General features: G+C 69.2%; 15 protein-coding genes. 10 read left to right on the forward strand and 5 right to left on the reverse strand.

Features of this window, described 5'->3' with window-relative positions; all coding sequences use genetic code 11:
• Window positions 1-19: 19 nt before the first annotated feature.
• The 8 genes from Q0L94_RS11675 (at window position 20) to Q0L94_RS11710 (ending at window position 5,426) form a co-directional block, all read left to right on the forward strand.
• Complete coding sequence (locus tag Q0L94_RS11675) at window positions 20-466, forward strand: hypothetical protein (protein ID WP_296753450.1); 447 nt, start codon at window positions 20-22, stop codon at window positions 464-466.
• 79 nt (window positions 467-545) lie between these two features.
• Window positions 546-908, forward strand: a complete 363-nt coding sequence (locus tag Q0L94_RS11680) for a hypothetical protein (protein WP_296753452.1) — start codon at window positions 546-548, stop codon at window positions 906-908.
• A gap of 72 nt (window positions 909-980) precedes the next feature.
• The gene (locus Q0L94_RS11685; protein ID WP_296753454.1) at window positions 981-1,280 is read left to right on the forward strand and encodes a hypothetical protein; all 300 of its coding nucleotides are present in this window, start codon (window positions 981-983) and stop codon (window positions 1,278-1,280) included.
• Between the two features lie 10 nt (window positions 1,281-1,290).
• Window positions 1,291-2,703, forward strand: a complete 1,413-nt coding sequence (locus Q0L94_RS11690) for a TolC family protein (RefSeq protein WP_296753456.1) — start codon at window positions 1,291-1,293, stop codon at window positions 2,701-2,703.
• Between the two features lie 11 nt (window positions 2,704-2,714).
• Window positions 2,715-4,115 (forward strand): copper oxidase, encoded by a 1,401-nt coding sequence (locus tag Q0L94_RS11695; protein ID WP_296753457.1) that lies wholly within the window; start codon window positions 2,715-2,717, stop codon window positions 4,113-4,115.
• A gap of 16 nt (window positions 4,116-4,131) precedes the next feature.
• Entirely contained in the window at window positions 4,132-4,623 is a 492-nt protein-coding gene (locus tag Q0L94_RS11700; RefSeq protein WP_296753459.1) for a cupredoxin family protein, read from the forward strand.
• Window positions 4,620-4,928, forward strand: a complete 309-nt coding sequence (locus Q0L94_RS11705) for a copper-binding protein (RefSeq protein WP_296753461.1) — start codon at window positions 4,620-4,622, stop codon at window positions 4,926-4,928. Before Q0L94_RS11700 ends, Q0L94_RS11705 begins: the two co-directional genes overlap by 4 nt.
• Before the next feature lie 90 nt (window positions 4,929-5,018).
• On the forward strand, window positions 5,019-5,426 hold the full coding sequence (locus tag Q0L94_RS11710; protein ID WP_296753462.1) for a hypothetical protein: 408 nt from the start codon (window positions 5,019-5,021) through the stop codon (window positions 5,424-5,426).
• Here the strand turns inward: Q0L94_RS11710 and Q0L94_RS11715 are convergent.
• The 5 genes from Q0L94_RS11715 to Q0L94_RS11735 are packed head-to-tail and all read right to left on the reverse strand — an operon-like array spanning window position 5,420 to window position 9,050.
• On the reverse strand, window positions 5,420-6,808 hold the full coding sequence (locus Q0L94_RS11715) for an ATP-binding protein (RefSeq protein WP_296753463.1): 1,389 nt from the start codon (window positions 6,806-6,808) through the stop codon (window positions 5,420-5,422). The two genes, Q0L94_RS11710 and Q0L94_RS11715, sit on opposite strands and share 7 nt — an antisense overlap.
• Window positions 6,805-7,467 carry a response regulator gene (locus tag Q0L94_RS11720; RefSeq protein WP_296753464.1) on the reverse strand — a complete coding sequence of 221 codons (663 nt, stop codon included), beginning with the start codon at window positions 7,465-7,467 and terminating at the stop codon, window positions 6,805-6,807. Before Q0L94_RS11720 ends, Q0L94_RS11715 begins: the two co-directional genes overlap by 4 nt.
• Window positions 7,468-7,480: 13 nt before the next feature.
• Window positions 7,481-8,008 (reverse strand): diheme cytochrome c, encoded by a 528-nt coding sequence (locus Q0L94_RS11725; protein ID WP_296753466.1) that lies wholly within the window; start codon window positions 8,006-8,008, stop codon window positions 7,481-7,483.
• Window positions 8,009-8,020: 12 nt separating this feature from the next.
• Window positions 8,021-8,434 (reverse strand): DUF1924 domain-containing protein, encoded by a 414-nt coding sequence (locus tag Q0L94_RS11730; RefSeq protein ID WP_296753468.1) that lies wholly within the window; start codon window positions 8,432-8,434, stop codon window positions 8,021-8,023.
• Window positions 8,427-9,050, reverse strand: coding sequence for a cytochrome b/b6 domain-containing protein (locus Q0L94_RS11735; RefSeq protein ID WP_296753469.1), 624 nt, complete (start codon window positions 9,048-9,050; stop codon window positions 8,427-8,429). Before Q0L94_RS11735 ends, Q0L94_RS11730 begins: the two co-directional genes overlap by 8 nt.
• Window positions 9,051-9,306: 256 nt before the next feature.
• On the opposite strand from Q0L94_RS11735, the gene Q0L94_RS11740 reads away from it, so the two are divergent.
• Window positions 9,307-10,362 (forward strand): efflux RND transporter periplasmic adaptor subunit, encoded by a 1,056-nt coding sequence (locus Q0L94_RS11740; RefSeq protein WP_296753470.1) that lies wholly within the window; start codon window positions 9,307-9,309, stop codon window positions 10,360-10,362.
• A 1-nt stretch (window position 10,363) separates the two neighbouring features.
• On the forward strand, window positions 10,364-11,279 hold a 916-nt coding region (locus Q0L94_RS11745), incomplete at its 3' end, for an efflux RND transporter permease subunit (protein WP_296753472.1).

An 11,279-nucleotide genomic window follows, 5' to 3' on the forward strand; every position in this document is an offset into this window, starting at 1 on the left:
TTTTGTATGATGACGCCTTATGGCTGAATACAACGAAGGCGCTTACAAACTGGCCCGCGAGGCCTATATCGAGCACAGCTGCCCGTTCGAGCGCGCGCTGCTGTCGCGTTGCGCCGACTGCAGCCGCTCGCGCAGGCTCAACCTGGCCGAGCGCGAAGCGATCGCCTGCCGCGACCCGGTGGTGCGCGAATACTGCCTGGCGTTCTATCAGGCGCTGCACGAGAACGCGCAGTTCGCGCTGAAGACCAGTCCCGACTCGCCGTGGCCGTTCGGCAAGGAAATCCGCGCCCAGTGCGGCGGCGTGCGCGGATTGGCCGGCGCGATGGGCGGGGCGGCGGACGAAACCACCGATATCGCCGCCACCGTGTTGCAGGGCAACCAGCGGTTTGGCGGCAGCGCCGATTTCCCCTACTCCGAAATCATGCGTGCCGTAGTGCATTACGAGCCGCGCAAACGGCGTTCGTGAGCGCGATGAAGCCGGATCGGGAACCTGGGCGGGGATGCTGCTGTCTTTCAACTGACTCATTTTTGACGACACTGCCGGCGTGCGTACCCGATTCCCCCGATTTCTGCTGATCCTGCTGATGCTGGCGGTTCCGCTGCAGACGTTTGCGTCTGTCGCCATGCTGGATTGCCTGGTCGCGCCGTCTCCGGCTGCGGCGGCGCAGCCGGTCGACGCGGCGATGGCGGATTGCCATGAGCAGGAGCAGCAGCCGGGCAGCCCTTCGGCGTCCTCCGATTGCGCACACTGCGCCGCCTGCGCCCTGGCGTCGGCGCTGCCGATTCCGGCTGCCGGCGTCGCCTCGCCGGCGCCGGCAGCGCACCGCTATACCCCCCATCCCGCCGTAGCGTTCGGCGTTTTCGTCCCCGACGGTCCCGAGCGACCGCCCCGACCCGACCTCACCTGAATCCCGTGCCGGGCAAGGGCACGTTTCATCGATTCTGACCGCGGCGTGTGCCGCGTGTTTGCGAGGTTCATCATGTTGAAGGCTTTTTTTCGCCATGCGGCGCCGCCGGCGCGCGCAGGTTTTTTCTGGGCGTCCGCGCTGTGGGCGTGCGCCTGGATTCCGTCGGCCTCGGCGGCTGATGCCGTCGAGGCTGCGCCGCCGGAAGCGGTACTGTCTCCCTTCCGCCACTATCAGGGCTGGCGCGACGAGCCGTTGCAAGACTGGCGCGAGGCCAACGACCGCGTCGGCGCAGTCGGCGGCTGGCGCACCTATCTGCGCGAATCGCAGCAGCAGAACGACAACGACGCGGAGCATGCCCACCATGGACATTGAGAAGACGGCCGTGAGGCCTTTCCCCCGCCCCCCGCGCTCCCTTGCCGTGCTGTCTGCGGCATTGCTGCTGGGGGGCTGTGCGAGCCTGTCTCCGGACGGCGGGTTCGAGGCGATTCAATCCGCTGCCCGCTCGCACCTGCAGAAAGAGGTCGCCTGGTCGCGCGACGAGGCCGCCCGCCCGCACATTCAGTCGCGCATCGACGCCCTGCTGGCACAGCCGCTTTCGGCCGACGATGCGGTGCAGATTGCGCTCCTCAACAATCCCGGCCTGCAGGCAGCATTCAACACGCTGGGAATTGCCGAGGCCGACCGGGTGGCGGCGCAGCGTTTGCCGAATCCGGGGATTTCCATCGGCCGTCTGACGCGCGGCAGCGAGGTGGAATGGGAACGCAGCCTGCATCTCAATCTGGCGCGGCTGCTGACGCTGCCGATGCGCGCGGGAATCGAGCAGCGCCTGTTCGAGCAGACCCGGCGCATGCTGGTGCTCGACGTGCTGCGTCTGGCGGCCGACACGCGCCGCGCCTATTACAGCGCAGTGGCAGCCAGCCAGACCGCGCAATACCGGCAGCAGGCGCTGGACGCCGCCGGCGCCGGCGCCGAACTGGCGCGCCGCATGGCGCAGGTGGGCAACTGGAGCCGCCTGAAGCAGGCGCGCGAGCAATCGTTCTATGCCGACGCCGCACTGGCGGTGGCGCGCAGCGAACAGCTCAAGCTGCAAACCCGCGAGCGCCTGGTCCGGCTGATGGGCCTGCCGAATGCGGACACGCTGCAGTTGCCGCCGCGTCTGCCGGATCTGCCCGCGGCGTTGCCGGCCCTGCCCGATGTCGAGCAGCAGGCGATGGCGTCGCGCCTGGATCTGCAGACGACCCGGCTGCAGACCGAGGCGCTGGCGAAAAATCTCGGGCTGATCCGCCGCACGCGTTTCATCAACGTGCTGGAACTCGGCGTCGTCAATAACGGTTCGAACGAGGAGCCGCAGCAGCGCGGCTATGAGATCAGCTTCGAGCTGCCGCTGTTCGACTGGGGGCAGACCCGGGTGGCGGCGGCCGAATCGCGCTACCGCCAGGCGCTCGAGCGCGCGCGCGAGAGCGCGGTCAACGCGCGTTCCGAAGTGCGTGAAGCCTATGCCATGCAGCACAGCCAGTACGCCGTCGCGCGGCATCTGCGCGACGAGGTGGTGCCGCTGAAAAAACGTATTTCCGACGAAAACCTGCTGCGCTATAACGGCATGCTGATCGGCGTGTTCGAGCTGCTGGCCGACGCCCGTTCGCAGATTGCCGCGGTCAACGCCGCCATCGACGCCCAGCGCGACTTCTGGCTGGCCGAGGCGGACTTGCGGATGGCGCTGCTCGGCACGCCCGGCAAAACCGCCGCGCCCACTTCTGTTTCCTCAGCCCCCGCCGTGGCGGCGGGCGGGCATTGAAAGGATTTCCCATGACTTCAAGACGTGATTTTTTCAAGCTCACCGGTGCGGCCGCGGCCGCCGGTGTCGGTGCCGCTTCAATCAGCAGCGTGGCGATGGCGGCGCTTCCCGAAATCGTCAGCATGGACAAGCCGGATACCCAGCCGCCGCTGCTGCCGCCGACGGGGCGGCCCTACAACCCGGTGGCGACGCTCAACGGCTGGACGCTGCCGTGGCGCATGAAGGACGGGGTGAAGGAATTCCATCTCGTCGCCGAGCCGGTCGTGCGCGAGATCGCGCCCGGCATGAAAGCGCATCTGTGGGGCTACAACGGGCAGAGCCCCGGCCCGACGATCGAGGTCGTCGAGGGCGACCGCGTGCGCCTCTACGTGACCAACCGCCTGCCCGAGCACACCAGCATCCACTGGCACGGCCAGCGCCTGCCCAACGGCATGGACGGCGTCGGCGGCCTCACCCAGCCTCAGATCCCGTCGGGCAAAACCTTCGTCTACGAGTTCGTCGCCCGCCGCCCCGGTACCTTCATGTACCACCCCCACGCCGACGAGATGGTGCAGATGGCGATGGGCATGATGGGGTTCTGGGTCACGCATCCGAAGGGCAGGCACCCGGCGATCGATCCGGTCGACCGCGATTTCTGCTTCCTGCTCAACGCCTACGACATCGACCCCGGCAGCTACACGCCGCAGGTCAACACCATGCTCGACTTCAACCTGTGGACCTTCAACAGCCGCGCCTTCCCCGGCATCGACAGCCTCAACGTGAGGTTGGGCGACCGCGTGCGCATCCGCGTCGGCAACCTCACCATGACCAACCATCCGATCCACCTGCACGGCGTCGAGTTCGAGGTCACCGGCACCGACGGCGGGCCGGTGCCGAAGTCCGCGCGCTGGCCCGAGGTGACGACCGACATCGCGGTCGGCCAGATGCGCCAGATCGAGTTCGTCGCCGACGAGGAGGGTGACTGGGCTTTCCACTGCCACAAGAGCCATCACACCATGAACGCGATGGGGCACGGCGTGCCGACGATGATCGGCGTCGACCACACGGGGCTCGCCGGCAGGATCGCGAAGCTCATTCCCGACTACATGGTGATGGGCGAGCGCGGCATGGCCGACATGGGGGAGATGGAAATGCCGCTGCCCGACAACACCCTGCCGATGATGACGGGCCAGGGGCCCTACGGCCCGATCGAGATGGGCGGCATGTTCACCACGGTGAAGGTGCGGCGTGAGCAGCCGCGCGGCGACTATTCCGATCCCGGCTGGTTCCGTCACCCGCCGGGAACGGTGGCGCGCGAAGCCGCAGGCGAGGTCGCCGAGCCGCTGCGGGCGCCGCAGGCCGCCTCGCCGCAAGGGATGCCGCAAGACCTCGAACTGGTCGTCCGCAAACCCGCCGGCCATGCCGGCCACTGAACGAAAAGGAGATGAAATGAGACCCACCCCGTTGTTGCTGGCCGCGTTGCTGGCGCTGCCGCTGGCGGTCAACGCCCATGGCGACAGAACGCATGCGCCCGCGGCTGCCGAACAGACGCCATGGGGCATCGCTGGCGAGGCCGGCCAGGTCACCCGCACGATCGCTCTCGACATGAGCGACGCCATGCGCTTTGCGCCCGACAGCCTCACTGTCGAGGAAGGCGAAACCGTGCGCTTCATCGTGAACAACCGCGGACGAATGCTGCACGAGCTCGTCATCGGCACGCCCGACGCGCTCGCTGGGCATGCCGCGATGATGGCGAAGTTTCCCGACATGGTGCACGACGAGGCCTACATGACGCACGTCGACCCCGGTCAGGCCGGCGAGATCGTCTGGCACTTCAACCGCTCGGGCCGCTTCGAATTCGCCTGCCTGATCGCCGGCCACTACGAGGCCGGCATGCGCGGCACCCTTGTCGTCGTCCCCCGAACAGGAGTCGAGCAATGAAACGATGGATAACCCTGCTGGCCGCGCTCGTGATCGCGGCCCCGCTTCACGCCGCACCCGACACGCCGCCCGCCGCCGAGGCCCCGGCGACGAGCGAGGGCGTGGTCCGCAAGATCGATGCAGCGAACGGCAAGATCACCCTGAAGCACGGCCCGCTCGCCAACCTCGACATGCCGCCCATGACCATGGTGTTCCGGGTGTCGCCGGCACTGCTGGGCGCCCTGAAGGTGGGCGACATGGTGAGATTCCGCGCCGAGCGGATCGACGGCGCCTACGTCGTCACCGCGATCGAACCGCTCAGGTAGCGCCCCGGCACCTTGCTGCCAGGGCCGAGCGGACTACATTGAGGATGGCCGGCCCGCGTGCCGGTATCCGTCCATATTCAGGAGTTGAAGATGAAAGCATCGACATTGATCTTCCCGTTCGGCGTGGCGCTGGGCCTGTCCCTGCAGGCCTTCGCCCAGGCGCCCGCGCAGGAGCAGATGCGCGAGGAGACCCGGGCCACCCAGCAGATGCAGACGCAGGAGCGCGAGCGCATCTACGGGTCCGAGCTGATGACGCCGCAGGAACGGACCGAATACCAGTCCCGCATGCGTGCCGCCAAAACCGAGCAGGAGCGCGCGGCGATCCGGCAGGAGCATCACAAGAAGATGCAGGCGCGCGCCAAGGCGCAGGGCAAGACCCTGCCTGACGAGCCACCCGCGGACCGTGGCCCCGGCATGGGCCCGGGCGGCGGTGGCATGGGTCCTGGCGGTGGCATGGGTCCCGGCGGCGGCAAGGGCATGGGCCCGGGCGGCTACTGAGGTCTGGCCGGCCGGTCCGTTGCGCTGCCGAAATGCAGCGTGGCGGCGAAGCCGCGTCCGCCGTCGGCGCGCTGCAGGCCGTCGCCGAGTTCCAGGCGTGCGTTCGACAGTGCCGCGATCCGCGCGACGATCGACAGCCCCAGCCCGCAGCCTTCGCCTTCGGCCTCGCCGCGCACGAAGCGCGCGCTGAGCTGGGCGCGCAGGTCGGGTGCGACGCCGGGGCCGTCATCGGCGACACTGATCGAGCAGCGCGAACCGCTCTGCACGAGCCGCACCTCGATGCGCGCGCCTTCACCTGCGTAGCGCAGCGCGTTGTCGACCAGATTGCGCAGCGCGATCTGCAGCCAGCCGGGGGCGACGGCGACCCTGCACCCGGGGGCGGCGTCGACCATCAGCGACTGCCGCTGGCGTTCGGCCTGCGGCAGCAGGTCGGCGCACACCGCGGCGACGACCGGGGCCGGGTCGACGGGCTCGGGGGCCGCGCCGAGGTTTGCCGGGTCGACGCGCGCGAGGGTGAGGAGCTGCTCGACGAGGTGTGCCATGCGGTCGACGCCGGCGACGACCTTCGCCAGGGCGTGCTGCCGGCCGTCGTCCGTCTGCGCCCGCAGTGCGACCTGCGCCTGGACCTTCAGCGCCGCCAGCGGCGTGCGCAGTTCGTGCGCGGCGTCCGCGGTGAACCGGCGCTCGCTCTCGAAGGCCTGGGTGACCCGCCGGATCAGCGCGTTGAGCGCGGTGCGCAACGGCGCGATCTCGTTCGGCAGGGCGGCCGATTCATCGAGCGACACCAACGCCTGCGCGTCGAGGGCGCCGACCTGGTGCGCCAGCGCCTCCACCGGCCGCAGCGAGCGGCCGACGACTGCCCACACCGCCAGTGCCATCAGGACCAAAGCCAGGCCGGCCGGCAGCAGCAGCGACAGGCCGATCTCGCGCGCCAGCTCCTCGCGCGCGGCGTGGTCCTGGCCGACGATCACCCGGTACTCGGCGTCGTCGTCCTCCGCGGCGTAGAAGCGCCAAAGCGAGGCCTGGTGGCGGTGCTCGCTGAAGCCGAGCGCCGTGCCGGTTTCGAAGGCTTCATGACCCGGCGAAGTCGCCAGCCGCTTCATCGGGCCGTCCTCGCCGTGCCAGATCTCGAAGGCGATCGGCACCCCCGTGTAGGTCGCGTGCTCGTGGAGCTCCTCGACGAAATGCTCGACCTCGCCGCCCGAGACGATCGCCAGCAGCGTGTCGGCGATCTGCATCAACTGGGCGTCGAGCAATTCGTCGGCTTCGTGGTGCGCGCGCTGATATACCACGACCGCGGTCAGCAGCCAGATCGCTGCCACCGTGCTGGTCAGCAGCCACACCAGGCGGCGCCGCAGGGAATACGGCGTGGGCCGTCTCATGCGGTGGCCGACGCCATGTAGCCGACGCCGCGCACGGTGCGGATGAGGTCGTTGCCCAGTTTCTTCCGCAGGTGGTGGATGTGGACCTCGAGCGCGTTGCTGTCGACCGCGTCCTGCCAGGTGTAGAGCTGCTCCTCAAGGGTGCGTCGCGTCACCACGCGGCCGCCGTTTTCCAGCAGCAGATGCAGCAGGTCGAATTCGCGGGGCGTGAGCTCGACCGGCTCGCCGTTGCGGGTCACCGTGCGCGCGGCCGGGTTCAGTTCGACCTCGCCCAGCGTGAGCACCGGCTCGGGGCGGCCGTGCGCGCGCCGCACCAGCGCGCGCAGCCGGGCGGCGATCTCGTCGAGGTCGAACGGCTTCAGCACGTAGTCGTCGGCGCCGAGGTCGAGCCCGCGCACCTTGTCTTCCAGCTGGTCGCGCGCGGTGAGGATCAGCACCGGCGTCGCGTCGTGGCGCCCGCGCAGCCACTGCAGCACCGACAGGCCGTCGCGTTTGGGGAGCCCCAGATCGAGCACCACCGCGGCAAAAGTCTCGGTCGACAGTGCCGCCACCGCGGCCTCGCCGTCGCGCAGCCAGTCGACGGCGTAGCCGGCCTGCGTCAGGCCGGCCTGCAGTCCGTCGCCGAGCAGGCGATCATCCTCCACCAACAGTATGCGCATGGCCTCGTTTCATTTATTTCGGAATCCTGATCGCGTCTTCCTCGAAGTTGCCCTGCTCGGCCTCGCGGTGGCACGCCGCGCAGTTCGCCGCCGAGCCGATCGACTTGCGTGACCAGGTCGCACGCGGCACCTCGTCGTGCTTGCGAACGAACCAGCGGGTTTCGGTGATGCGCAGCGGCGCCGTGTTGCCGTCCATGCGCATCACCCGCCTGCCCATGCCGCTGCCGCCACTGTCCGCCGCGTTCTTTTCCAGGAACTTCAGGATATCAGCCTGGGTTGCCGGATCAAGGCTGGCGTCCTCGCCGAAGTGCTGCTCCAGCCCCGTCATCACCCGCTGCCACGATGCGCGCGGCAGCATCGACGGCGGATAGGCCAGATGGCAACTGCCGCATTCCTGCTGCCAGGCCTTGTGGGTGAGGGCGGGCATCACATCGTCGCCGCCGTCGCCGCGTGCCTCCCCGCCCGACGGCAGGGAGAAGGCGAGCAGGCTGAGTGTGCCGACTGCCGCCACGACACCGATACCACGTAACAGGTAATTCATCTTTCGCTCTCCTTACTTGATCTGGTTGAGCCAGGCGATGAAATCGCCCTTTTCCTGGGCGGTGCACTCGCGCTGCAGCACGTCCTTGCAGTTGCGGCGGAACCATTTCTCCACCTTGGCCGCATCGGTGAAGCGCTGCGGGTTGGCGGCCGGGGCCAGCGGTTCGATGGGCTTGCCCACCCGCGTCTTCCCGGTTTGTCTCGGGTTGTCGGTATGACAGGTCGCGCAGCTCTGCTTGCCACCGTCACGCCCCGGATGCGTGGCGCGGTAGAACGCTTCGCCGCGCGCGGGTGACAGCGTGGACACCGGGACCCCTGCCTGCTGCGCGTAGTGCGCCATCAGGCTTGCGGGTGACTCGGCGGCGGCAGCGAGGCTGGCCGCCATGCCCAGGACGGCGAGACCGCCGCGGAGGCCATGCTTAATCATGCTGCACCCCGCTTTCCGCATCGAGGTATTGCTTGCCGGTGACCATGCTCTGTGCCACCTTTTCCCCGCGCAACTGATGGTAGACGAGCGCGGCGAGGTGCAGCCCGATGAAGCCGAGCAGCAGGGCGAAGCCGACTTCGTGCGGATCCTCCAGCACGTCCTCCAGCCATGCCGCGTCGCCCAGCCAGCCGGCAAGCGGGCCCGCCTGGAATTCGCTGGCGGCGAGCCCCAGCCCGGTGACGACCATCAGCGCCATCAGTCCGTAGGCGAACAGGTAGGCCAGGCTCGCGATCGGGTCGTGCCCCGCGCGATGGCCCTGCGGCAGCCGCAGTTTCGCGAGGCTCGCCTTCCACACGCCCGGATGCCAGAGGTCGCGCCAGCGGGCGCTCGCCGGGCCGACCAGTCCCCACAGCAGACGGGTCAGCAGGCCGGCCGCGAGCACGTAGCCGGAGAGGATGTGCAGGTTCCATATGGCGTCTTCGTAGGGACCGTGCTCGAAGGCTTCGGCGAGCTGGCTCGTGGCGACGAGGGCGACGATCGACAGCGCGAGGGTCCAGTGCAGGATCCGCAGCAGCGGATCGAACACGCGCTGGGGGTGGGAGGAATCAGGTCTCATGACAGTCTCCGGTGATGGGATGGTGCAGCGGACTGTAGGCGCGCCAGCTTAGGCAAACCTTAAGCGCGGCGCGGCCTTCGTGGCGGCACGGGCGCGCTTCCGCTTAAGGGACGGTTAAGGATCGAACGGCAGGATGCGTCGCAGCCGGGGCGGTGCGGCGAACCGGATTGCGATCCGGAGCCGCCACCCGATCGGGCATGGATGCGGCGGAGCCCGCCCCCGTGCCTGCTGTCCTAATTGCTCGGGAGAATCCAACATGAATGTCGTTCGTCTTGCCAGGCGTGTGCTCGCGCTGGCGCTGCTCGGCACCGCCGCCGCCGGTGCCGCGGACATGGTGCCGCTGACCGCCGCGCAGAAGAAGAACCTCGGCATCGTCGCAGCAGCCGCCACCGTGCAGGCCGCAAGCCCGGCGCAGACCTATCCGGCGCGTGTCACCCTCCCGCCCACGAGCGTGCGCGTGGTCGCCGCCGCAGGCGAGGCGCTGATCACCCGGCTGCTGGTGCAGCCCGGCGACCGGGTGAAGGCGGGCGCGCCGCTTGTCACCGTGTCGATGGCGGGACTCGCCGAGGCGCAGAACGCGCTGACGCAGGCGCGTCTGAAGGCGCAGTTGGCTGCCGACAGCGCGGCGCGCGACGAAAAGCTGTTCGAAGAAGGGCTGATCGCCGAGTCGCGCCTGCGTGCCAGCCGCGCCGAGGCGCAGTCGGCCCGCGCCAGCGTGCAGGCGGCACAGACGGCGCTCGCGATGCTGGGCACGGGCAAGGCCGCCGGCGGCAGCATGACGCTGACCGCGCCGATCGCCGGTGTGGTGATCGAGAGCGCGGCCGAGCCGGGGCAGCGCGTCGACGCCGGCACCGCGCTGGTGAAGCTGGCCGATCTCTCGAAGCTGGCACTGGAGATTCCGCTGTCGACCACGCAGGCCCGCCAGGTCGCGGTCGGGCAGTCGGTGACGGTGGCGGGCACGTCCGCCAGCGGGCGCATCACCGCCCTGCTGCCGCAGCTCAGCGCGTCGCAGAGCGTGCTGGCGCGCGCCAGTCTCGCCGATCCGCAGGCGCTGCTGCGCCCCGGCCAGTCGGTGCAGGCGGCCATCGCCGGGACGCCAGCGGCCGCGAGCCTGACGGTGCCGGCGGCGGCGCTGATGTGGAAGAGCAACACCCCCTACGTGTTCGTCGAAACCCCGCAGGGCTTCGCGCCGACCCGCGTGCAGCTGGTGCGCCAGAACGCCAGCCAGGCGGAGGTGGCGGGGTTGGCCGAGGGCAGTCGTGTCGCCGTGAAGGGCGTGGCCGCACTCAAAGCGCAATGGCTCGGGGAATGACATGCTGAACATGCTGACCGAATTCGCGCTGGCGCGCCGCTGGTTCATGCTGGTGCTGGCGCTGGTGCTGGCGGCGCTGGGCGTGCGCGCGTTCCAGCAGATTCCGATCGACGCCTTCCCCGACGTCTCGACCACACAGGTCAAGCTGATCCTGAAGGCGCCGGGGATGACGCCGGAAGAGGTGGAGGGGCGCATCACCCAGCCGGTCGAGACCGAGCTGCTCGGCATTCCCCACCAGACCGTCCTGCGCAGCGTGTCCAAGAATGCGCTGGTCGACATCACGGTCGACTTCGAGGAAGGCACCGACCTCTACTGGGCACGCCAGCAGGTGGCCGAGCGCTTCGCCAACGTCAAGGGCGACCTTCCGGACAACGTGTCGGGAGGACTTGCGCCGATCTCGACGCCGCTCTCCGAACTTTTCATGTTCACCGTCGAGGGACCGCTTTCGCTCGCCGAGAGGCGCAGCCTGCTCGACTGGACGATCCGCCCGCAGCTGCGTGCGCTGCCGGGGGTCGCCGACGTCAACTCGCTTGGCGGCCGCGTCGCCACGTTCTCGGTGAGCCCCGATCCCGCGGCGCTCGTCGCGCGCGGCGTCACCTACGACGAACTGCGGACCGCGCTCGCGACGAACACGCGCAACGACGGTGCCGGGCGCGTCAACGAGGGCGAGGAGACGTGGGTCGTGCGCGTCAAGGGTGGCGTCGCCAGCCTCGACGACCTGCGTAGCATCGGCGTCAAGGCGGTCGACGGGGTGGTCGTCACCGTCGCCGACGTCGCACGGGTCGAGCTCGGCGAGCTCACCCGCTACGGCGCGGTGACGCAGGACGGCCGCGGCGAGGCGGTCGAGGGCCTGTTGATCGGGCTGAAGGGCGTGAACGCCGGCGTCCTCATCGACAGCGTCAAGGCGAAGCTCGCCG

This window comes from Thiobacillus sp. (genome assembly GCF_024708915.1).

What these genes read in the sequence shown, in the direction of transcription:
- Q0L94_RS11675 (WP_296753450.1), top strand. Translation starts at nt 20, where the DNA reads ATGGCTGAATACAACGAAGGCGCTTACAAACTGGCCCGCGAGGCCTAT.
- Q0L94_RS11685 (WP_296753454.1), top strand. Translation starts at nt 981, where the DNA reads ATGTTGAAGGCTTTTTTTCGCCATGCGGCGCCGCCGGCGCGCGCAGGT.
- Q0L94_RS11695 (WP_296753457.1), top strand. Translation starts at nt 2,715, where the DNA reads ATGACTTCAAGACGTGATTTTTTCAAGCTCACCGGTGCGGCCGCGGCC.
- Q0L94_RS11700 (WP_296753459.1), top strand. Translation starts at nt 4,132, where the DNA reads ATGAGACCCACCCCGTTGTTGCTGGCCGCGTTGCTGGCGCTGCCGCTG.
- Q0L94_RS11705 (WP_296753461.1), top strand. Translation starts at nt 4,620, where the DNA reads ATGAAACGATGGATAACCCTGCTGGCCGCGCTCGTGATCGCGGCCCCG.
- Q0L94_RS11710 (WP_296753462.1), top strand. Translation starts at nt 5,019, where the DNA reads ATGAAAGCATCGACATTGATCTTCCCGTTCGGCGTGGCGCTGGGCCTG.
- Q0L94_RS11715 (WP_296753463.1), bottom strand. Translation starts at nt 6,808, where the DNA reads ATGAGACGGCCCACGCCGTATTCCCTGCGGCGCCGCCTGGTGTGGCTG.
- Q0L94_RS11720 (WP_296753464.1), bottom strand. Translation starts at nt 7,467, where the DNA reads ATGCGCATACTGTTGGTGGAGGATGATCGCCTGCTCGGCGACGGACTG.
- Q0L94_RS11725 (WP_296753466.1), bottom strand. Translation starts at nt 8,008, where the DNA reads ATGAATTACCTGTTACGTGGTATCGGTGTCGTGGCGGCAGTCGGCACA.
- Q0L94_RS11730 (WP_296753468.1), bottom strand. Translation starts at nt 8,434, where the DNA reads ATGATTAAGCATGGCCTCCGCGGCGGTCTCGCCGTCCTGGGCATGGCG.
- Q0L94_RS11735 (WP_296753469.1), bottom strand. Translation starts at nt 9,050, where the DNA reads ATGAGACCTGATTCCTCCCACCCCCAGCGCGTGTTCGATCCGCTGCTG.
- Q0L94_RS11740 (WP_296753470.1), top strand. Translation starts at nt 9,307, where the DNA reads ATGAATGTCGTTCGTCTTGCCAGGCGTGTGCTCGCGCTGGCGCTGCTC.